Below are 21,561 nucleotides of genomic sequence, written 5' to 3' on the forward strand. Positions count from 1 at the left end.
ATGGCAGGCCGTCCCTTAAACGAGTTGGTGGAACCCGGTTGGGCGAAGGCCCTCGAACCGGTCGCGGACAAGATCGCCGAGATGGGCGACTTCCTCCGCAATGAGATCGCGGAAGGCAGGCAGTACCTTCCCGCGGGCGAGAACGTCCTGCGGGCCTTCAAGCAGCCCTTCGCCGACGTGCGGGTGCTCATCATGGGCCAGGACCCCTATCCGACCCCCGGGCACCCCATCGGGCTGAGCTTCTCGGTGGCCGCCGACGTCCGGCCGATCCCCGGAAGCCTCCGCAACATCTACACCGAGCTGATGGAGGACCTGGGTCTGCCCAAGCCCTCCAACGGCGACCTGACCCCGTGGACCGAGAACGGGGTCCTGCTCCTCAACCGCGTCCTGACGGTGATGCCGGGCAAGCCGGCCTCCCACCGGGGCAAGGGCTGGGAGGAGGTCACCGAACAGGCCATCAAGGCGCTCGTCGAGCGCGGCGGCCCGCTGGTGGCGATCCTGTGGGGCCGCGACGCCCGGAACCTGCGCCCCATGCTGGGCCAGGTCCCGTGCATCGAGTCGGCCCACCCGAGCCCGCTGTCGGCCCGGAGCGGCTTCTTCGGCTCCAAGCCGTTCAGCAAGGCCAACGAGATGCTGGAACGGCAGGGCGCGACGCCTGTCGACTGGAAACTCCCCTAGGATCTGCGACCATGAGCGATGTTACGGATACCGCACGCTATCTCCGTCTCACGGTGGATCTCGTGGTTGAAGTCACCGATGTCGGCGCCCTTCAGGCCGCCGCGCTGAAGGAGATCCGCAGCCCGGAGTCCGACCTCGAGGAGTCCGAGCGCCAGGAGCAGATCGACCTGGTGAACGCGGACGAGACGGGCGCCGCCGCCCTGCAGTGGCTGATCGAGCCCGACCACGTGCTCAGTCTCGTCGAGCACATCGACGAGGTCGAGCCGCGTGAGGCGATGCTGGGTGTCGAGCCGTCAGACGGCGCCCTCGACGACGAAGAAGACGAAGAGCACGACCACGACCACGTGTGAGCCGCCACCTGTCAGACGGGCTCCAGCTTCCGGTGGGGCCCGTCGGGCAGGGTCACCCTGATCTCGTCTCCCGGGCGGATCTCGCCGCCCGTCACGACGACGCCCATGATCCCGGCCTTGCGCACGACCTCGCCGTCGGCGTCGCGGCCGAGCACCTCCTTCATGAGGCCCTGCTGGAACCCGTCGATCTGGGCGCACGGGTTGCGCAGGCCCGTCACCTCGACGACCGCCTCCGGGCCGAGGCGCAGCAGGGTGCCCGCGGGCAGGCCGAGCAGGTCGACGCCCCGTGTGGTGACGTTCTCGCCGATCTGGCCGGGCGCCACGGTGAAGCCCCGCTCCGCGAGCTCCTCGAAGAGTTCGGCGTGGATGAGGTGGACCTGGCGCAGGTTGGGGGCGCCGGGGGTGCGGGCCATCCGGCTGCGGTGGCGCACCGTCTCGCCGTAGTGGGCGTCGCCTTCGACGCCGAGCCCGGCGATCAGCCGGATGACGCCCTCGTTGGGCTTGCTGAAGGTGTACTGCGCCGATCTGCTGACCGCTTCGATGAAGCCCACCCGACATCCTTCCCTGGACGGCCGTTACGGGACGATTGTCCCATTCCGCTACTTGTCGAGCATGACGTACACGCCCAGCAGGACGCCGGCGATCACGAGCACGAAGCAGACGCCGCCCGCGACGCGGCCCACCGTCCGGCCCGAGGACAGGCCGATCAGGCCGACCGAGAACAGGGCGGCGATGCCGACGCCGCCGACGAGGGAGGCCACCATGACCCGCCACAGGGCGTCTGTGTCGATCCAGCTCATACCGGTGTCCCCACCTGGGTGGGCGTGCCACTGCCGACCCATTCGTCGTTGACGTTCCCGGCGTTGACGGCCGTCTTCCTGGAGGCCAGGTAGAGCAGGGCGGCGAAGACCACGGCCGCCGTGAAGACCACGATCACGCCGAGGGCGCCGCCGATGAGGTGGGCCGCGCCGAAAGCGACCGCCCCGACCAGGGCCGCCGCCGGGAGGGTGATCAGCCAGGCGAGGCCCATGCGGGCCGCGACGCTCCAGCGGACCTGGGCGAGCCGCTTGCCGAGGCCGGCGCCGATCACCGAGCCGGTGCACACCTGGGTGGTGGAGAGGGGAAAGCCGAAGTGGGTGGAGGTCAGGATGACCGTCGCCGACGAGGTCTCGGCCGCGAAGCCCTGCGGGGTCTCGATCTCGGTCAGGCCCTTGCCGAGGGTGCGGATGACCCGCCAGCCGCCGATGTAGGTGCCGGCGGCGATGGCGGTGGCGCTGCACACGACCACCCAGAACGGGGTGCCGGCGTGCTGGGTGATGGTGCCGTTGGCGATCAGGGCGAGGGTGATGATGCCCATCGTCTTCTGGGCGTCGTTGGTGCCGTGGGCGAGCGACACCAGGGAGGCCGAGCCGATCTGGCCGATCTTGAAGCCCTTGGTGCGGGTCTTCTCGGCGACCTGCCTGGTCAGGACGTACACGAGGAAGGTGCCGACGGTGGCGACCGCGATGGCGGCGACCGGCGCGAGCACGGCCGGGATGATGACATGGGACATCAGGCCCTCTCCCTTGACGGCCTTGATGCCCGACGCGAGCAAGGTGGCGCCGACCACGCCGCCGATCAGGGCGTGTGAGGAGCTCGACGGAATGCCGTAGTACCAGGTGATCAGGTTCCAGGCGAGGCCGCCGACCAGTCCGGCGAAGACGACCGTGAGGGTGATCGCCCCGCTGTCGACGATGCCGTTGGCGATCGTGGCCGCCACCTTCAGCGACAGGAAGGCGCCGACGAAGTTCAGCACCGCGGACAACGCGACCGCGACCTTGGGTTTCAGCGCTCCCGTGGCGATCGAGGTGGCCATCGCGTTCGCCGTGTCGTGGAAGCCGTTGGTGAAGTCGAACGAGAGTGCCGTGATGACGACCACGATCAGGAGAACCAGGTCACCGTTCATATTCACCGAGATTAGGGTGCGACGCCCGTTCTATGCCTTGAAACAGGTCAATGCCCGATATTTATTTGGGGTCAACCTCGCCAGATGGGTGAGGGGTAGCCGAGGATCGGCGAGGGCGCCCGCCAGGGCTCGTGCAAGGTGGCCGTCGGGACGTTCTCCAGCTCGGGCACGTAGCGGCGGATGTACTCGCCGTCCTTGTCGAACTTCTTGGCCTGGCGGACCGGGCTGAGCATCCGGTAGGGCCGGGTGTCGTTGCCGGTGCCGGCCACCCACTGCCAGTTGCCGTAGTTGTTGGCGACGTCTCCGTCGAGCAGCAGCTCCTCGAAGTGGTCGGCCCCCACGCGCCAGTCGATGCGCAGCGTCTTGGTCAGGAACGAGGCGACGATCAGGCGGGCCCGGTTGTGCATCCACCCTTCGGCGATGAGCTGGCGCATCCCGGCGTCGACGACGGGCACGCCGGTCATGCCCTCGCGCCAGGCGTCCTCGACCTCCTTGTCGTGGCGCCACTCGCCCCGGCCGGGCCGGTAGTCGTCGCGGTTGATCCGCGGGAAGGCGAAGGTCACCTGGGCGTAGAAGTCGCGCCAGCAGAGCTGCCGGACGAACTCCTCCGAGGCCCCCGACCGGGTGGCCAGCTCCAGCGGGGAGACGCAGCCGAACCGCAGGTAGGGGCTGAGCCGGGAGGTGTGGTCGCCGGCCAGGTCGTCGTGGCCGTCGGCGTAGTCGCGCAGGCAGTGGCGGAGCCAGAGGTCGAGGCGGCGGCGCACCTCGCGTTCGCCGCCGGGCAGGTGGGGCCTGCGGCGGGGCGGGGGGATGTCGCCGGGCCGCACCTCGGGCATGGAGATCGTTTCTGGGGTCTCCACGAGCGGCCGCCAGCGGATCTCCGACCAGGCGCGGTAGAAGGGCGTGAAGACCCGGTAGTGGTCGCCCGTGGCGGGCCTGAGCTGGGCGGGCGGGACGATCGTGATGCCGGGGAAGGTCTGGAAGCCGATGTTCTCCCGCGCGAACCGGCCCTCCCTCTTCCTGGCGCGGGCGGTGACGTCGCCGCTGGCGTAGATCGCGGTGGCGCCGGTCGCCGCCGCCACCTTCATCGTCTCCTCGACCACGTCACCGCGCCGGACCATGAGGTCGGCGCCCCGCTCGCGCAGGGACCGGCGCAGGTCTTCGAGGCACTCGGCGAGGAAGCCGGCGCGGCCGCGCGGGGGGATGGCCGGGTCGATCACGAACAGCGGGACCACCTGGCGCGCGTCCTGGCAGGCCTGGTGCAGCGCGGGATGATCGGTGATCCGCAGATCGCGGTTGAAGAGGACAATGATGACTTCCGGCACGACCATACTTTCGTGAACGCCATGTGACCGGTTGCATCCGATCGTCGACCCCCTGCGAAAGCACGGGTGAGGAGGTAGGGGACTGTGCCGGAACGGGAACCGACAGCCCCGAGCTACGGCATAGGCGCGGTGGCCCGGCGCTTCGGCCTGCCCGCCCCCACCCTCCGCACGTGGGACCAGCGCTACGGTCTGGGTCCCAGCCTGCGCACGGCAGGCGGCCACCGGCGCTACACCGAGCTCGATGTGCGCCGGATCGAGGAGATGCACCGCCTGGTGCGGGCCGGCGCACCCGCGGCCGAGGCGGCGGAGGTGGCCCTCAGGATCCTGCGGCCCGGCTCCGCGCCCAGACGCCCGGCGGCCGAGGCTCCGCGCGCGGACGAGAGCCGGTCGCCCGCCGGGTGGGAGGAGCCCCTCTACTCCGTCACCCAGGTCGTGCGGGCCGCGCTGTCCCTCGACTCCTGGTTCGTCACCGCCGCCCTCGACAACTGGCTGCGTGAGCGGGGGGTCGCGCACACCTGGGACCACCTCGTCATCCCGGTCTTCGCCGCGATCTCGCGCCGCCAGGACGACACCGGCGCCGGGATCGACCTGGAGCACCTGTTCTCCGAACGGGTGCTTGCCGCCCTCGCGCCGCTGGTCGAGCGGCCCGCCGCGCCGGTCCATCCGCGCCCGGTCCTGCTGGCCTGCGCCGAGGAGGAGCAGCACAGCCTGCCCCTGTTCGCGCTGGCCGCCGCGCTGACGGTGGAGCACCGCGTGGAGTGCCGGGTCATGGGGGCCCGGATGCCCTACGACGCCCTCGCCGACGCCATCCGGCGGCTCGCCCCTGCCGCGGTGTTCCTGTGGTCCCACCAGGCCGGCACCGGCGACCCGGCGCCGCTGGCCGGGCTGCCCAGGCTGCGCCCCGCCGCCGCCGTCTTCGTGGGCGGGCCCGGGTGGGGCGATCTCCCTGCGGGCGTCGTCCACCTGCGATCTCTTGACGACGCCATCACGTCGATCTGCGCTGTCCTGCGCTGAGCAGGGCATATTCCCGTCGAACCACTTGCACCTCGCGCCCGACCGTGAGTAGGTTTTGAGTAGGTTCTCAACTCGGGGAGGTCGCATGGACGGCGAGGAGATCGCGGTGACGGAGTGCTATCGGAGCCACGCGCCGCTGGTCCGCGGGTACCTGCGGCATTTCGTCCCGCAGCAGGACGTCGAGGACGTGCTGCAGATCGTGTTCGGCGAGGTCTGGCGGTCGCGCCGGCGATACGACCCGAGCCGCAGCCTCGAAGGCTGGGTGCTGGGCATCGCCCGCAACCGGGCCATCGACTACCTGCGGGCCCGCCACCCCGCGACCGTGCCGCTCGACGGGGTGCCCGAGCCGCGTGACCACGCCGACCCGGCCCGCCGGCTCGACGACCGCGACCAGGTGCGCCGCGCCCTGCGGCACCTGCCCGAGGTGCAGCGCGAGGCGATCACGCTGGCCTACTACGGCGACCTGACCCAGCGCGAGATCGCCGAACGCCTCGACGTGCCGCTGGGCACCGTCAAGGCCCGCACCGCGCGGGCGCTGCACAAGCTCTCCATCGTGCTGACCGATGTGCTGACCGAGGCCGCATGAGACCCCGGGTCGGCGTGTCGAGTTGTCTCATCGGGGAGCCGGTCCGGTTCAACGGCGGGCACAGCCGCGACCGCTTCCTGGCCGGCGAGCTCGCCGACCACGTCGACTGGGTGCCGTTCTGCCCCGAGATCGAGGCGGGCCTGGGCACCCCGCGCGAGACGCTCCGCCTGGAGTCGCGCCCGGAGGAGGGCGAGCGGCTGATGCTGCGCAAGAGCCGCGTCGACCTGACCGCGACCATGCGCGAGGTCGCCGGCCGCCGGATCGCCACCCTCGAGGTCGACGGTTACGTCTTCAAGTCGAAGAGCCCCTCGTGCGGCATCCACGGCATCCCCGTGTACGAGGACGACCACCCCGTCCGCCGGACCAGGGGCGTCTTCGCCCAGCGCATCATCGACGCCTACCCGCTGCTGCCCGTGGAGGACGAGGGCCGCCTCAACGACGCCGTGCTCCGCGAGCAGTTCGTCGAGCGGATCTTCGCGCACGCCCGCCTGCGTGTCCTGTTCGAGTCGGACTGGAGGCCGCGCGACCTGGTCGCCTTCCACTCGTGCCACAAGATGCAGCTGCTCGCCCACGACCCCGAGGGCTACCGGGCGGCCGGGCGGGTGGTCTCCCGGGCGGGCAGCGCCCCGAGGGAGGAACTCGAGCGCGACTACACGGTCGCCTTCCAGGGCGCCCTGGCCCGCAAGGCCTCGATCGGCCGCAACGTCAACGCCCTGCACCACTGCCTGGGCATGGTCGGCCACGCGCTCGACGACGCCCGGCGGGCCGACCTGCGGGAAATCATCGCGGCCTACCAGGAGCACCAGGTGGCGATCACCGTGCCGATGACGCTGCTGCTGCACCACGCCAAGGGCGAGGCCGCCGACTACGTGCGCGACCAGACCTTCTTCGCCCCGTTCCCGGCGGATCTAAGGCTCCGCAACCACGTACCAAATTGAACCACTAGCGTTACTTTTGTCAGGGAATGCCGGATTTCATGGCCGACCTTCCCTTCCACGACCAGACCGACTTCGCCGACGCCGACCGGGGCTTCGCCGCCCGCCTCGATCCGGCCCTGATCAGGTCGGCCGACGGCCGGATCGTCTGGAACGCCGACGCCTACCGGTTCCTCGACCACGACACCCCCGGCTCCGCCGACCCGAGCCTGTGGCGGCAGAGCCGCCTGTGCGCCCGGCAGGGCCTGTACGAGGTGACCGACGGCGTCTGGCAGGTCCGCGGCCTCGACCTGTCGAACATGACCCTGATCGAGGGCGAACGCGGCGTGATCGTCGTCGACCCGCTGCTGTCCACCGAATGCGCCGTGGCGGCCCTCGCCCTCTACCGGGGGTACCGGGGGCCCCGGCCGGTCACCGGCGTGATCTACACCCACTCCCACGCCGACCACTACGGCGGCGTGCGCGGCGTCACCGACGGCGCCGGCATCCCGATCATCGCCCCGGCCGGCTTCCTGGAGCACGCCGTCGCCGAGAACGTCTACGCCGGCACCGCCATGGTCCGCCGCGGCGTCTACATGTACGGCCTGGCCCTTCCGATCTCCCCCGAGGGCCAGATCGGCTGCGGCCTGGGCCTGACCGCCTCGCAGGGCACCGTCAGCCTGCTCCCGCCGACGGTCGACGTCACCACGACGGGCCAGCTCGAAACGGTCGACGGGGTCCGGATCGTCTTCCAGCTCACCCCCGGCACCGAGGCCCCGGCGGAGATGAACTTCCTGCTGCCCGAGAGGCACGCCCTGTGCCTGGCCGAGAACGCCACCCACACCCAGCACAACCTCGGCACGCTCCGCGGCGCCCAGGTCAGGGACGCCCGGTCGTGGTCGCGCTACCTCAACCAGGTGCTCGACCTGTTCGTCCCGCACGCCGAGGTCGCCTTCGCCTCCCACCACTGGCCGACCTGGGGCCGGGAACGGATCACGAAGTTCGTCCAGGACCAGAGGGACCTGTACGCCTACCTCCACGACCAGACCCTGCGCCTGATCAACCAGGGCCTCACGGCGGCCGAGATCGCCGAGCGCATCGAGCTGCCGCCCGGCCTGGAGACGGCCTGGAACACCCGCGGCTACTACGGCTCGGCCAGCCACAACGTGAAGGCGATCTACCAGCGCTACCTCGGCTGGTTCGACGGCAACCCCGCCCACCTGTGGGAACACCCGCCGGTCGAGCAGTCGCGACGCTACGTCGAGTGCCTCGGCGGCCCCTCGGCCACCGTCGCGATGGCCACCCGCTACATCCAGGACGGCGACCTGCGGTTCGCCGCCACCCTGCTCAACCACGCCGTCTTCGCCTCCCCCGGCCACGCCGAGGCCCGCCGGAGGCTGACCGAGGTCTACACCCGCCTGGGCCAGAGCGCCGAGAACGGGGTCTGGCGCAACTTCTACCTGACCGCCGCCCTGGAGCTCACCGCCCGCCGCACCTTCCCCGCAGGCGCCGACACGGCCGCCCCCGACGTGCTGACCGCGCTCACCCTCGACCAGCTCCTCGACGCGGTGGCGGTCCGGGTCAACGGCCCGAAGGCGTGGAACGAGAGCCTGTCGATCGACTGGAACCTCACCGACACCGGGGAACTGCGCCGCACCACGTTGTCGAACGGCGCCCTGATCATCGGCCCCGGCGGCCCGGCCGACCTCAGCCTGCGCCTGACCAAACCGGAGTTCCTCGCGGTGCTGAACGGACAGGAGCCGGGCGACCACGAAGGCGACCTGGGCGTGCTCACCCGGCTGCTGAACCTGCTCGACGACCCCGACCCGGGGTTCGCCATCGTCACACCTGGATGATCGCCAGCGACAGCGGCGGCAGGTAGAGGTCCTGGCCGGTCAGGATGATCGCCTCGTCGGAGGCCAGCAGGATCCGGCCCGCGGGCACCCGGATCGGCACCGAGGTCTCCCCCAGGTTGGCCGCGACGCGGATCGAGCCGCGCTCGATCACCACCCAGTGGCGGTCGGCGTCGTAGTCGACCTTGACCAGCTCGAACCGGGGGTCGGCCAGATCGGGGTGGGACTTGCGCAGCGCGATCAGGTCGCGATACCAGCCGAGCAGGGCGGCGTGTTCCTCTTCGGTGTTCTCGGCCCAGTCGAGTTTCGACCGCCGGAACGTCAGTTCGTCCTGCGGATCGGGGGCCTTCCAGTCGTATCCGAAATCGACGAACTCCTTTTCCCTGCGTTCTCCCTCGGTCGAGGAAAGGGCCGGGTCGAAATGGTCGGTGAAGAAATAGAACGGCGTCGAGGCGCCCCATTCCTCACCCATGAAGAGCATCGGAGTAAAGGGCGAGGTCAGCACGAGCCCCGACGCCACCCACAGCTGGTCGACGGTCATCCGGTCGCCGGCCGGGCGGTTGCCGATCTGGTCGTGGTTCTGCGCGCACACCACGAACCGCCATCCGGGCAGCCCCGTCGCCGGGCGGCCGTGGGACCGGCCGCGGAACGACGAGAACGACCCGTCGTGGAAGTAGGCCGAGGTCAGCACCTTGGCCAGCGAGGCCGGGCCGCCGAAGTCGGCGTAGTAGGCGTGGGTCTCCCCCGTCACGTTGGCGTGGACGGCGTGGTGGACGTCGTCGTTCCAGGTGGCGTGCAGGCCGTAGCGGGTGATCAGCCCGGGGTCGTTGAGGTCGGACTCGGCGATCAGCGTCAGCGGGCGGCCCTGGATGGCCGACAGCAGCTCGACCTCGACGGCCAGCTCCTCCAGGAAGTGGACGGCGCGCTTGTCGTGCAGGGCGTGCACGGCGTCGAGCCGCAACCCGTCGATGTGGTAGTCGCGCAGCCACTGGAGGGCGTTGCCGATGAAGTAGCGCCGCACCTCGTCGGAGCGCGGCCCGTCGAGGTTGACCGCGTCGCCCCAGTAGGAGCCCTTGTAGTCGTGTAAATAGGGCCCGAACCTGCCGAGGTAGTTCCCCGACGGGCCCAGGTGGTTGTAGACGACGTCGAGGATGACGCCGATGCCGTTCCGGTGGCAGGCGTCGACGAGGGTCTTCAGCCCGTCGGGGCCGCCGTAGTCCTCCCGCACCGCCCACAGGTCGACGCCGTCGTAGCCCCAGTTCCGCTTCCCCGGTACGGGCGCCACCGGCATGATCTCGATGAAGTCGACGCCCAGGTCGATCAGGTGGTCGAGCTTGGCCACGGCGGCCTCGAAGGTGCCCGCGGGGGTGAACGTGCCGATGTGCAACTCGTAGATCACCGAGCCGCGCAGGTCGCGGCCGCGCCAGTTCTGGTCGCCCCACAGGAAGTGGTCGTGGTCGTAGGCCCGGCTCGGCCCTTCGACGCCGTAGGGCTGGCGGAGGGTGCGCGGGTCGGGGAAGGGGCCCTCGCCGTCGACGTACAGGGTGTAATCGGTGCCGTGGGGCAGGTCGGGGCCGCGCCACCACTCGCCGTCGGCCGTCAGGTCGCGGCGGTCGCCGTCGCTCTCGATCTCGACCCGTTCTGCCGTGGGGGCCCACACCTCGAACATGTTTCAGCTGCCTTCCAGGACGGCGACGGGAAAACGGGAGAGCAGGTGGGCCAGGGGCACCCGGCCGGTGTGTTCGGCCCCGGTCAGCAGGCACCTCCATCGGCCGGGCGGCAACATGATCGTGTCGCCGCCGAACCCGCCACGCCGCTCCAGTGCGGCGGGCAGCCGCGTCGCCACGGCCACCGCCTTGTCACCGCGCGCGAAGGCGACGGCGTTACGCCCCGCCTCGATCGGAACATAGGGTTCATCCGCCGTGAACCGTTTTCTCACACGTAGGCAGGCGGTCACCGTCTGGAGTTTCTGCCCGTCCCAGGTGTCGTCGGGGTCGTCCAGCAGGGCGCGGCGGAACCCGTAGTCGACCGGCCTGCGGTTGTCGGGGTCGACGAGGGAGAAGTCGGTGGTCTCGTTGCCCTGGTAGAGGTCGGGCACGCCCGGCATCAGCAGCTGCACGACCTTCTGGCCCAGCGAGTTGGCGCGGGCGTAGCGGTCGACCACGGCGGTGAAGGAGGCCACCGAGAAGCCGCAGACCTCGACGGCCTTGCGGCAGAAGTCGCGCAGCCCGGCCTCGTAGACCGGGTCGGGCTTGATCCACGAGATCGAGGTCTTCGCCTCGCGGGCCGCCTTGAGCAGGTAGTTCGTGAACCTGTCGACGTCGATCGGCCAGGCCGCCATCAGCGACTGCCAGGCCAGGTAGTCGAGGGCCGGGTCGAACCTGACCTGGCCGCTCCACGACTCGACCGCGTCGGCCCACACGTCGGGCAGCTCCGACAACACGGCCAGCCGGGCCCGCACGTCCTCCGACCGCTTGGTGTCGTGGGTCGAGAGGGTCGTCATGGTCGTGGGGGTCATCACGGCGCAGAAGGCGTGGAACTCCTCCGGGGTGACCGCGAAGTGGTCGGGCTCGCCGCCGACCTCGTTGAGGCAGGCCAGCGGGAACCAGCGGTAGAGGGCGGTGTCCTCGACGCCCTTCGCCATGACCGGGCCGCAGGTCTGCTGGAAGCGGGTCACGGCCTCGGCGGGGCCGTACAGGACCTGGTGGGCGACCCTGGCGACGGCGCCGGGGTCGGTGCGGCGGCCCGCCTCGGCGGCGGCCGTCTCGATGATCCGGACCGCCTCGGCCGACGGGGGTTCGCCGGGGTTCACGTAGGCGCGGTAGACGGGCATCGCGGCCAGCATCTCGATGAGCGCGTCGTGCAGGCCCGGCTCGCCCAGGGCGCTTTCGAGACGGTCGACCTCGCCCTTGAAGAACAGCGACAACACGTGCTTCTTCGCCTCGTAGCGGACCGCGTCGTAGTCGGCGGAGACGCCGGTGCGCTGGGTGAAGGTTGTGATCAGCTTGTCGGCGCCGGCCGGGTCGACGAACAGCCGGGTGATCGCGTTGAGCGCCTCGTAGCCGGTGGTGCCCTCGCAGGGCCAGTCGGCGGGCAGCCGCTCGCGGCCGATGACGATCTTCTCCACCCAGACCGGCACGTCGGTGAAGTCCCGGAGCCGCCGCAGGTAGCCGCGCGGATCGGCCAGGCCGTCGGGGTGGTCGACCCGCAACCCGTCGATCACCCCTTCGTCGATCAGGTCGAGGGTGACCCGGTGGGTGGCCTCGAACACCTCGTTGTCCTCGACCCTGAGGCCGATCAGCGACGAGACGTCGAAGAACCGCCGGTACCCCGGCGGTTCGGTCCACGGCACGAGCCGGTAGTGCTGGGCCGCGAGCAGTTCGTCGAGCGGCAACCCCTCGGTGCCGGGCCGCAGCGGGAACTCGTGGTCCCAGTAACGCAGCACGTCGCCGTCGACCGTGAACTCGGGGTTGTCGCCCAGCACCGGCAGCGCCACCGGGAAGGTCAGGTCGAACCAGGCGGCGTACGGCGACTCGGGCCCGAGCCGCAGCACCGACCAGAGCTGGGCGTTGCCCGACTCGGGCACCGGCACCGTCATGTGGTTGGGCACGATGTCGGCGACGATCCGCAACCCCTGCCCGGCCAGCTTCCGCAGGCCGTCGACGCCGCCGAACTCCGCGCGCACGCGCGAGTGGTCGGTGACGTCGTAGCCGTGTTGCGAACCGGCGACCGCCTGGAGCGTCGGCGACAGGTAGAGGCCGCCGACGCCGAGACGGCGCAGGTAACCGGTCAGCTCGGACAGCTCGCCGAAGCCGAATTCAGGCGTGAGCTGGACACGGTAGGTCGACGTCACGATTGGCCCCTTACCCCGCTCCTCAGCGGGCAGAAACGTCACAAGCGCCGCAGAACCCGCACGGATCGTCCCGCGACGGGCACCGCCTCACCGGCCCGGCACATCCGGGTCCCGGTCGCGATCGGCATGGCCGTGTCGAGCTCGGTCTCCCACATCTCGCCGTAGTCGTCGGGGATGGTGAACTCGATCGCCTCGTAGTGGGCGTTGAAGAGCAGCAGGAACGAGTCGTCGACGATCCGCCGGCCGCGGCTGTCGGGCTCGGTGATCGCCTCGCCGTTCAGGAACACCGCCAGCGCCTTGGCGTAGCCGTTGTTCCAGTCCTGGTCGGTCATCTCGGTGCCCGAGGGGGTCAGCCAGGCGATGTCCGAGAGGGAGTCGCCGGAGCCCCGGACGGGACGGCCGTAGAAGAACCGCCGCCGCCGGAACACGGGGTGTTCGCGGCGCAGCTTGGAGACCCGCCGGGTGAAGTCGAGGAACAACCAGTTCTCGGTCCAGTCGACCCAGGCGATCTCGTTGTCCTGGCAGTAGGCGTTGTTGTTGCCGCCCTGCGTGCGGCCGAGCTCGTCGCCGTGCGAGAGCATCGGCACACCCTGCGACAGGAACAGCGTGGCCAGGAAGTTGCGCTTCTGCTGCTCGCGGAGCTGCGCGACCGGCCCGGTCGCGGGGCCCTCGACCCCGCAGTTCCACGACCGGTTGTCGTTCGCGCCGTCGCGGTTCTCCTCGCCGTTGGCCTCGTTGTGCTTGTCGTTGTACGAGACCAGGTCCTCCAGCGTGAACCCGTCGTGGCACGTGACGAAGTTGATCGAGGCCGCCGGGCGGCGGGAGTCGAGCTGGTAGAGGTCGCTCGACCCGGTGAGCCGGGAGGCGAACTCGGGCAGCCGGGCCGGCTCGCCCCGCCAGACGTCGCGGATGGTGTCGCGGTACTGCCCGTTCCACTCGGTCCAGCGGGCCGGGAAGTTGCCGACCTGGTAGCCGCCGGGACCGACGTCCCAGGGCTCGGCGATCAGCTTGACCTGCGACAACACCGGGTCCTGCTGGACGAGGTCGAAGAAGGCCGACAGCCGGTCGACGTCGTGCAGCTCCCGGGCCAGCGACGAGGCCAGGTCGAACCGGAACCCGTCGACGTGCATCTCGGTGACCCAGTAGCGCAGCGAGTCCATGATCAGCTGCAGCGCGTGGGGCGACCGCATGAGCAGGCTGTTGCCGGTGCCCGTGGTGTCCATGTAGTAGCGGTTGTCGCTCTCGACCAGCCGGTAGTAGTTGGCGTTGTCGATGCCCCGCATGCTGAGCGTCGGCCCGAGGTGGTTGCCCTCGGCCGTGTGGTTGTAGACGACGTCGAGGATGACCTCGATGCCGGCCTCGTGGAGGGCCTTGACCATGGCCTTGAACTCGAGCACCTGCCCGCCGCGCTGCCCCGAGGAGGAGTAGGCGTTGTGGGGGGCGAAGAATCCGATGGTGTTGTAGCCCCAGTAGTTCGACAGGCCGCGCTTCTCGAGGATGTGGTCGGTGACGAACTGGTGGATCGGCATGAGCTCGATCGCCGTGACCCCCAGCGAGGTCAGGTGGTCGATGATCGCCGGGTGGCCGATGGCGGCGTAGCTGCCCTTGATCCGGTCGGGCACCCCCGGGTGCCGGATCGTCAGGCCCCGGACGTGGGCCTCGTAGATGACGGTGTCGTGGTAGGGCGTCTGCGGCGGGCGGTCGTGCCCCCAGCCGAAGAACGGGTTGATGACGACGCTGCGCGGCACGTAGGGCGCCGAGTCGCTGTCGTCGCGGCTGGACGGGTCGCCGAAGGTGTAGCCGTAGACCGCCTGGTCCCAGGTCACGGAGCCTTCGATGGCCTTGGCGTAGGGGTCGATCAGCAGCTTGCGCGGGTTGCAGCGCATGCCCTGCTTCGGGTCGTAGGGGCCGTGGACGCGGTAGCCGTAGCGCTGCCCCGGCTGGATGCCCGGCAGGTAGCAGTGCCAGACGTGGCCCTCCACCTCGGAGAGGGTCACGCGCTCCTCCTCGCCCTCGTCGTCGAACAGGCAGAGGTCCACCCGGTCGGCGACCTCGGAGAAGAGCGCGAAGTTGGTGCCCGCGCCGTCATATGTCGCGCCGAGGGGATAGGGATCCCCCGGCCAGATCTCTCGCATCTTCATATGCTCCATCGCGGGAACTCTCTTTGCCCGCATATCGCGAGTTACTCCCACGGGCCGGGAAAACCTCGGTTTCGTGGAGAAACGGACGCGTTACAAACCAGCAACAACCTGGCAGAACAATCTTGTATGGACAGTAGCGAGGTGCGCTTCCTTGAAGTCCACGGGTACAGGCGGGCCTACCGGATAGCCGGGGCGGGACCGCCTCTGCTGCTGATCCACGGCATCGCCGACAGCTCCGAGACGTGGAAGCCCGTCATCGACATGCTGGCCGAGCACCACACCGTGATCGCCCCCGACCTCCTCGGCCACGGCGAGTCCGACCGCCCCCGCGCCGACTACTCGGTGGCCGCCTACGCCTGCGGCATGCGCGACCTGCTCGGCGTGCTGGGCGTCGACGAGGTGACCGTGGTCGGCCACTCCCTCGGCGGCGGCATCGCGATGCAGTTCGCCTACCAGTTCCCCGAGCGCTGCGAGCGCATGGTCCTGGTGAGCAGCGGCGGCGTCGGCCGCGAGGTCCATCCCCTGCTCCGCCTGGCCACCGGCCCGCTCGCCGCCGAGACCGGCCTGGCCGTCGCCACCTCGGCCCCCGTCCAGCGGCTGGTCCGCCTCGCCGCCCCGCTGCTGAAGCGGGGCCTGCGGATGGGCCCCGACTTCGACCACGTGCTGGCCCGCTACCAGGGGCTGACCAGCATGACGGCCCGTCAGGCGTTCATGCGCACGCTGCGGGCGGGCGTCGACATGCGCGGCCAGGTGATCACCATGCTCGACCGCTGCTACCTGACGGCCGGCATGCCCACCCTGATCATCTGGGGCGCCAACGACACGGTGATCCCGGCCACCCACGCGACCGTCGCCCACCAGGCCATGCCCGGCAGCCGGCTGGCCGTCTTCCCCCAGACCGGCCACTTCCCCCACCACGACCAGCCCGAACGCTTCGTCGAAACCGTCGTCGAGTTCGTCAAGGCGACCCACCCCCAGAGATACGACCAGGAGAAGTGGCGCGAGTTCCTCCGCACCGGCCACACCTTCCCTCCGGAGACCTCCAGCGGCAGCTAGCGCAGCACGTCGAAGGCGAGCCTGACCCGCCGCCCGGTGATCGTCGGGCCGTGGGCCGTCGCGAGGGCGGTCACCTCCATGGCGGCGAGCTGGTCGAGGTACCCGCCGAAGACCACCGGGTCGAGCCAGGCCCGCCAGGGGCTCAGGCCGGTCGCGAAGCGGTCGACCGCCTCCAGGTGCTCGTCGGCGGGCAGGTCGGCGGCGTCGGCCGTGGGGTGGGGCACCACCGCGCCGAAGCAGTCGGCCGACCAGTAGACGCCGGTGCGGCCGTCGTAGAGGCCCAGGGTGGCGGAGGCGTCGAAGAGTGGCGGTCGGACGGCCGTCAACGTGCGGCCGGCCACCGTCCAGGCCTCGCCGTCGCGGATGTGGCGGATCCGGCGGCGCGGGTCGAGCGGCGGGTGGCGCAGGCGGCCGGTCACCAGGGTGGCGCGGGGGCAGGTCTCCAGGGCCGCGGTCAGGTTGCCCACGTGGTCGGCGTCGTCGTGGCTGACGAAGATCCAGCGGACGTCCGCCGGGTCGACCACGGAGAACACGTCCTCGCGCCACTGGTCGCGGTGGACGGCCGAGCCGGTGTCCACCAGCACCGGCTCCCGGCCCGTGATCACCATGGTGTTGACGAAGCCGAACCCGTCGGCGGCCGGGACGAGGCGTGGGACCAGCACGGTGTCGGGGGCGATGCGATGCGGTTCGAGCATGCGGTCCAGCGTCGCGGCTCCGGCTTGGCCGTTTCTTGCCGGGCACTTGGCCGCCGGACCGCTCAGTGCGGCATGCCGGCCCTCCGGGCGAACTCCTCGGCCGATTTCCGCAGCGCGGAGGAGTCACGGCCCAGCACGTCGGCCAGGCGGGCCAGGCAGCGGTCGGCGACCGCCCAGCCGAGCACGCGCCCGGCGCAGACCTCCAGGTGGGGGTAGAGGGCCCGCGCCGCCTCCCGGTCGTCGAAGGCCACGATGAGCTCGGTGAGCAGGTCGGGCACGATCCGGTAGGCGAGGTCGCCGACCATCACGGCGAAGCCGTCGCGCGACAGGGCGGCGAAGATCTCCCTCGACTCCTCCTTCCGGCCGACGTCGAGCAGGAGGGCGCAGCGCAGGACCGTCCACATCTGCTCCTGGTGCTCGATCTCCAGGGCCGCCGCCGAGTCGCCCTCGGCGCGCAGCCGCAGGGCGCGCATCAGGTCGGCGCGTGACTTCGGGCCCCGGCCGCCCTCCGGGTGGGCGCGGGCGGCCTCCGCCGCCTCGGCCTCGGCCCCGGCCAGGTCTCCGAGCATGTAGGCCCTGATCGCCGCCTGCCAGGCCGCCAGGCCCACGAGGGCGGGACGGCGCAGCTCGGTGGCGGTCCGGCGCAACCAGTCGAGGATCGGGCGGCCCTCGTCGAAGCGTCCCTGGGTGAACAGCTCGACGTACCAGGCCTCCTGGACCAGCCATTCGTCGACCAGGTCGACGCCGACGCCGCGCATGCGGGCCAGCAGCGCCGCGCGCTCCTCGACGGGGGCGACGCCCCGCGAGAGGAGTTCGGCCGCGCTCAGCGCCCGCAGCAGCGAGCGGTCGTCGGCGGCCTCCTCGACGGCCTGGGCGGCCAGGGCTCGGCTGGCGTCCATCGGGCGGGTGAAGGCGCCGATGATCGCCGAGGCCGACAGCAGCATGGAGCGCCAGCGCGCGCCGGCCCCGCTCAGGGCCCGGTCGATCCGCTCGACCAGGACGGCGGTGGCGTTCAGCTCCTCGTACATGGCCCAGACCAGGGGGTCGGAGAAGCCCAGCGCCGCGCGGGCGAGGCGTTCGCCGTCACCCAGCTCGTCGGCGACCGCGACGGCCTCGTCCAGAACCGGGTGGACGCGGGAGTTGAGCCCCGCCACGGTCAGTGCCTCGGCCAGCTCGATCAGCAGGTCGCACCGGAGCGCCAGGTCGGTGACGGGCAGCTGGCCCGTGAGGGCCACGGCGTGCTCCAGGTGGACGGCGGCGTCCTCGTGGGCGAACTGGCCGGCGGCGTGCCGGGCGGCGGCGCGGGCGTAGGTGATGGCCTTGGCCGCCATCCCCGAGATGACCAGGCCCTCGCGGTAGTGGTAGGCCAGCTCCCCCGGCTGGGTGCCCCGGCCCTCCAGCACGGCCGCGACCCGGGCGTGCATCCGGCGGCGGCGCAGCGGGGCCAGGCCGTCGCGCAGCACGTCGCGCACGATGTCGTGGCTGAACGAGTAGGTCAGCGACCGCTCGGTCAGCAGCCGGGCCTGGACCGCCGCGTCGAGCACGTCGAGCACCTGGTCCTGGGGTAGGTCGAGCACGTCGAGCAGCACGCCCAGCTCGGTCTCCCGGCCGATCAGCGCGGCGGCGCTCAGCACGTCGTGGGCTCCCGGCGGCAGGGCGGCCAGGCGTCCGCGCAGCACCTCGGCCATCGCGCCCGGGGAGTCGCCCAGGCCGAGGAAGAAGGGGTTGCCGCCGGTCCGGCGCAGCTCCACCCCGGCGCGCAGCGGGTCGCCGCCGGAGCGGGCCAGGTATTCGGCCACCGCGTCCTCGGGCAGCCCGCCCAGGGTCACGCCCTCGACGTGGGGCAGGCGGCGCAGCGCCGCCAGCGCGCGGGCCAGCGGCTCGCCGACCTCGGTGTCCCGGTAGGTCGCCAGCACGGTCAGCCCCGGGCACGACCGGGTGGTGGCCAGGAAGTCGAGCAGGCGCAACGAGGCGGCGTCGGCCCACTGGAGGTCGTCGAGCACGACCACCGCCGGGCCGGCCGCGTTGACCAGGCGGGCGACGGCCTCGTACATGGGGAACTCGCCGGTGGCGGCGGTGATCTCGGCGAGCTCGCCGTCGCGGCCGGTCAGTTCGCGCAGCGCCGTCACCCACGGCCAGAACGGCGGCGCGGCTCCGCCGTCCCAGCACCGCCCGACGACCGCCCGCGCGCCGGTCGCGCGGTGGGCCGCGGCCTCCACCAGGCTCGTCTTGCCGATGCCGGGCTCCCCGGCGACCAGCACGATCCGGTGCCCGGGCGCCTCGACGGCGGCGGCCAGCCGGGCCAGCTCGGCCGAGCGGCCCAGGATCTCCGCCTCCGGGGGCGGCGCGACCAGGCGCACCGGGACCGACGGGGCGAGCGCGGCGTCCTGCGCGAGGATGCGCGCCTCCAGCTCGCGGGTGCGCGGCTCGGGGTCGAGGCCGAGCTCGTCGACGAGCAGCCGCCGCCCCTCGGCGAGCAGCGCGAGCGCGTCGGCCTGGCGTCCGGCCTGGTAGAGGGCGTGCGCGGCGTGTCTTCTGACACGTTCTCTCGTCGGGTACGCCGCCACCAGCCGCACCAGCTCCGGCACCAGCTCCGAACCCCGGCCGAGCGCGAGGTCGGCCTCGTTGGCCTCCTCGACGACGGTCAGCCGCAGCTCGTCGAGCGCGACCCGCTCCTCACGCGCCCAGGGCAGGTTCTCGAACCCGGTCAGCGCGTCGCCGCGCCACTCGCTGAGGGCCAGCCGGAACTCCCGGGCCGCCTTCCCCGCGTCTCCGGCCGCGAGCAGCCGCCGCCCCTCGTCGACCCGCCCGGCCACCCGGCGCAGGTCGACGTCGCCGTCGGCGATGTCGAGGGCGTAGCCGCCGGCCCGCCCCACCAGCACGGCCGCGGCCCCCCGGCGCGACCGGCCCGGTTCGAGCACCCGCCGCAGCTTGGAGATGTACGCCTGGACGGTGTTGACCGCGCTGGCCGGCGGCTCCTCGTCCCACAGGGCGTCGATGATGCGCGTCACGGTCACCGGGCGGGGTGAGGCCAGCAGGCAGAGCGCCAGCACCGACCGTTGTTGGAGCGGTCCGATGTCAAGGGCGGCGCCGTCCGCGCCGATCACCGTGATGGGCCCGAGCACCCGGAATTCCATTGGGGGATGCTACCGAAAAAAGGGCTAATGTCCGGCTCTGCGCAACAACCGGCGTGCCGGTCGCGGACCGGTCGTGCGCAACCAGATCTGGATGGCCGCGCCGCCCAGCGGCGACCGGTCGACCTTGAGGTGGCCGCCCGTCGACTCGGCCAGCCGGCGGGCGATGTCGAGCCCGAGACCGGTCGACCCCGCGCCGCTGTGGCCGCGCTTCAGCGCGCCCGCCGGATCGTCGATGCCCGGCCCGGCGTCGGCGACGAGGATGCCCACCATGCCGGACCCCTGGTGGAGGGTGACGGTGAAGGCGGTCCGTTCGGGGGTGTGCCGGAACACGTTGCCGAGGGTGGCGTCGATGACCGCGCTCAGGTCGGCCGCCGCGACGGGGACCTTGGCGGGCTCCTCGGTGCCGTACAGATCCCAGGGCCTGGCCTGGTCCTCGGCCAGCGCCGACCAGAAGGCCAGCCGCTCCTTCAGCACCGCGGCGGCGTCGCAGCCCTGCACCGGTCGGGAGGGCCGGCGCGCGGTCTCGATGATGGCGTCGACCTCGCGTTCGAGCCGGTCGACCTGCTCGGCGGCCGGGCCGTGGGTGCCGACGTGCAGGCGCAGGGCGGTGAGCGGGGTGCGCAGCCGATGGGACAGGTCGGCGGCGAGTTCCCGCTCGGCCGCGAGCAGCCCGGCGACCTGGTCGGCCATGGTGTTGAAGGCCTGCCCGGCGGCGACCAGCTCGGGCGGCCCGGCCGGGGTGATGCGGACCGACAGGTCTCCGGCGCCGAGCGCGCCCGCGGCCTCGCCCAGCGACCGGGTCGCCTTCACCATCCGCGACCCGAGCCGGTCGGCCACGACCACCGAGCCCGCGACCAGCGCGACGGCCACCCCGGTGAGGACCGCCCAGGAGGCGGCGACCCCTTCGCTGAGGGCGGCGTCGGGGACGTACACCTCGATGACCGCGCTTCTCCCCCGGTCGAGCGCGACCGGTCGGAGCACCGCGAACCCGCCCCCGACCCTGATGGTCTGCGCCCGCGCGGTGGCGAGGTCGACGCCGCCGACCCGCGAGACGCCGACCGAGACGCCGTCGAGGTGGACGGCCAGCCGGCTCGCGCCCCCGGCGGCGGTGCTGGCCAGCGCCGGTTCGAGGCGGTCGGGGTCGGTGGTGACGACGAGCGCCGGGACGATCATGCTGGCCTGGCGTTCGGCGTCGTTGAGCGCCCGGCTCTCGGCGGCCTGCTTGACGGCGGCGGCCAGCGGGACCAGGAACGCGAGCGCGACCATGGCCGTCACGGCGACGGCGACGAGCGCCAGGCTCCTGCGCACTAGACGCTCGGGGCGCTGAGGCGCACTCCGACGCCCCGCACCGTGTGGAGGTAGCGGGGACTCGACGCGCTCTCCCCGAGCTTGCGCCGCAACCATGACAGGTGCACGTCGATCGTCTGGTCGTCGCCGTAGGACTGCCGCCACACCTCGGTCAGCAGTTCCTTCCGCGAGACGACCCGGTCGGGCCGCGCCCCGAGATAGGCCAGCAGGTCGAACTCCCGGCGGGTCAGCTCCAGCGGCCTGCCGTCGAGCGCCGCCTCACGCCGCGCCGGGTCGACGGTCAGCCCGCCGATCCGGATCGCCGCCGTCGCCGGGACGGTCCGCGCCCGCCGCAGCACCGCCTCGATGCGCGCGTTGAGATGGTCGCCGGAGAACGGCTTGACGAGATAGTCGTCCGCGCCGTCCCGCAGCAGCCGCACGATCTCGGCCTCATCGTCACGGGCCGTGGCGATGATGACCGGCACGTCGGAGATGGCCCGCAACATCTTCAGCGCCTCGGCGCCGTCGAGGTCGGGTAAGCCCAGGTCGAGCACGACCACGTCGGGCGGGAAGTGCGCGATGTCGCGCAGCGCGTCGAGAGCGCCACCCGCACTGCGCACGGCGTGGCTGCGGCCCCCCAGATCGCGGATGATCGCCGACCGGACGAACTCGTCGTCCTCCACCACCAGAACCGTCGCCATGGCCCCACACGTTACGACACGTTTCA

General features: G+C 71.7%; 18 protein-coding genes. 7 read left to right on the plus strand and 11 right to left on the minus strand.

The annotated features are described in order from the left end of the window. Positions 1-678, plus strand: coding sequence for a uracil-DNA glycosylase (locus tag GT755_RS21195; RefSeq protein WP_161481404.1), 678 nt, complete (start codon positions 1-3; stop codon positions 676-678). A 62-nt stretch (positions 679-740) separates the two neighbouring features. Next, entirely contained in the window at positions 741-1,028 is a 288-nt protein-coding gene (locus GT755_RS21200; RefSeq protein ID WP_232327006.1) for a hypothetical protein, read from the plus strand. Positions 1,029-1,039: 11 nt separating this feature from the next. Here GT755_RS21200 and GT755_RS21205 read toward each other — a convergent pair whose 3' ends face one another. The 4 genes from GT755_RS21205 to GT755_RS21220 form a co-directional block, all read right to left on the minus strand. Next, complete coding sequence (locus GT755_RS21205) at positions 1,040-1,579, minus strand: MOSC domain-containing protein (protein ID WP_161481406.1); 540 nt, start codon at positions 1,577-1,579, stop codon at positions 1,040-1,042. A gap of 48 nt (positions 1,580-1,627) precedes the next feature. Further along, positions 1,628-1,828, minus strand: a complete 201-nt coding sequence (locus GT755_RS21210) for a glycoside hydrolase family 32 protein (protein WP_161481407.1) — start codon at positions 1,826-1,828, stop codon at positions 1,628-1,630. Further along, entirely contained in the window at positions 1,825-2,973 is a 1,149-nt protein-coding gene (locus GT755_RS21215) for an inorganic phosphate transporter (RefSeq protein WP_161481408.1), read from the minus strand. The genes GT755_RS21210 and GT755_RS21215 overlap by 4 nt, the downstream gene beginning before the upstream one ends. A 71-nt stretch (positions 2,974-3,044) precedes the next feature. Further along, a complete protein-coding gene (locus tag GT755_RS21220; protein ID WP_161481409.1) occupies positions 3,045-4,304 on the minus strand; it encodes a cryptochrome/photolyase family protein in 1,260 nt (419 codons plus the stop codon). Between the two features lie 78 nt (positions 4,305-4,382). On the opposite strand from GT755_RS21220, the gene GT755_RS21225 reads away from it, so the two are divergent. The 4 genes from GT755_RS21225 to GT755_RS21240 all read left to right on the plus strand — a co-directional run bounded on the left by GT755_RS21225 (position 4,383) and on the right by GT755_RS21240 (position 8,668). After that, positions 4,383-5,312, plus strand: coding sequence for a MerR family transcriptional regulator (locus tag GT755_RS21225; RefSeq protein WP_161481410.1), 930 nt, complete (start codon positions 4,383-4,385; stop codon positions 5,310-5,312). Between the two features lie 85 nt (positions 5,313-5,397). Further along, positions 5,398-5,898, plus strand: a complete 501-nt coding sequence (locus GT755_RS21230; protein WP_161481411.1) for an RNA polymerase sigma factor — start codon at positions 5,398-5,400, stop codon at positions 5,896-5,898. Next, a complete protein-coding gene (locus tag GT755_RS21235) occupies positions 5,895-6,836 on the plus strand; it encodes a YbgA family protein (RefSeq protein WP_161481412.1) in 942 nt (313 codons plus the stop codon). The genes GT755_RS21230 and GT755_RS21235 overlap by 4 nt, the downstream gene beginning before the upstream one ends. Before the next feature lie 38 nt (positions 6,837-6,874). Further along, positions 6,875-8,668, plus strand: a complete 1,794-nt coding sequence (locus tag GT755_RS21240) for an alkyl/aryl-sulfatase (RefSeq protein WP_161481413.1) — start codon at positions 6,875-6,877, stop codon at positions 8,666-8,668. Here GT755_RS21240 and treZ read toward each other — a convergent pair. Genes treZ through glgX form a run of 3 tightly spaced genes read right to left on the minus strand, consistent with a single transcriptional unit; the run spans position 8,655 to position 14,653 of the window. Beyond that, positions 8,655-10,334 (minus strand): malto-oligosyltrehalose trehalohydrolase, encoded by a 1,680-nt coding sequence (gene treZ / locus GT755_RS21245; protein ID WP_161481414.1) that lies wholly within the window; start codon positions 10,332-10,334, stop codon positions 8,655-8,657. The genes GT755_RS21240 and treZ overlap by 14 nt on opposite strands. 3 nt (positions 10,335-10,337) lie before the next feature. Further along, complete coding sequence (treY, locus tag GT755_RS21250; protein ID WP_328794443.1) at positions 10,338-12,518, minus strand: malto-oligosyltrehalose synthase; 2,181 nt, start codon at positions 12,516-12,518, stop codon at positions 10,338-10,340. A gap of 38 nt (positions 12,519-12,556) precedes the next feature. Then, the gene (gene glgX, locus GT755_RS21255) at positions 12,557-14,653 is read right to left on the minus strand and encodes a glycogen debranching protein GlgX (RefSeq protein WP_161481415.1); all 2,097 of its coding nucleotides are present in this window, start codon (positions 14,651-14,653) and stop codon (positions 12,557-12,559) included. A gap of 147 nt (positions 14,654-14,800) precedes the next feature. Here glgX and GT755_RS21260 point away from each other — a divergent pair, with 147 nt between their 5' ends. Further along, positions 14,801-15,715, plus strand: coding sequence for an alpha/beta fold hydrolase (locus GT755_RS21260; RefSeq protein WP_328794444.1), 915 nt, complete (start codon positions 14,801-14,803; stop codon positions 15,713-15,715). Here GT755_RS21260 and GT755_RS21265 read toward each other — a convergent pair. From GT755_RS21265 to GT755_RS21280, 4 genes are all read right to left on the minus strand, one after another. Beyond that, on the minus strand, positions 15,712-16,410 hold the full coding sequence (locus GT755_RS21265) for an oxygen-binding di-iron domain-containing protein (protein ID WP_161481417.1): 699 nt from the start codon (positions 16,408-16,410) through the stop codon (positions 15,712-15,714). The two genes, GT755_RS21260 and GT755_RS21265, sit on opposite strands and share 4 nt — an antisense overlap. A gap of 62 nt (positions 16,411-16,472) precedes the next feature. Beyond that, positions 16,473-19,547 carry an AfsR/SARP family transcriptional regulator gene (locus GT755_RS21270; protein ID WP_161481418.1) on the minus strand — a complete coding sequence of 1,025 codons (3,075 nt, stop codon included), beginning with the start codon at positions 19,545-19,547 and terminating at the stop codon, positions 16,473-16,475. Positions 19,548-19,571: 24 nt separating this feature from the next. After that, a complete protein-coding gene (locus GT755_RS21275) occupies positions 19,572-20,855 on the minus strand; it encodes a sensor histidine kinase (protein WP_161481419.1) in 1,284 nt (427 codons plus the stop codon). Next, on the minus strand, positions 20,855-21,535 hold the full coding sequence (locus GT755_RS21280) for a response regulator transcription factor (RefSeq protein ID WP_161481420.1): 681 nt from the start codon (positions 21,533-21,535) through the stop codon (positions 20,855-20,857). The genes GT755_RS21275 and GT755_RS21280 overlap by 1 nt, the downstream gene beginning before the upstream one ends. Positions 21,536-21,561 lie beyond the last annotated feature (26 nt).

Origin of the sequence: Herbidospora solisilvae (genome assembly GCF_009901565.1) — a bacterium.
Classification (GTDB): domain Bacteria; phylum Actinomycetota; class Actinomycetes; order Streptosporangiales; family Streptosporangiaceae; genus Herbidospora; species Herbidospora solisilvae.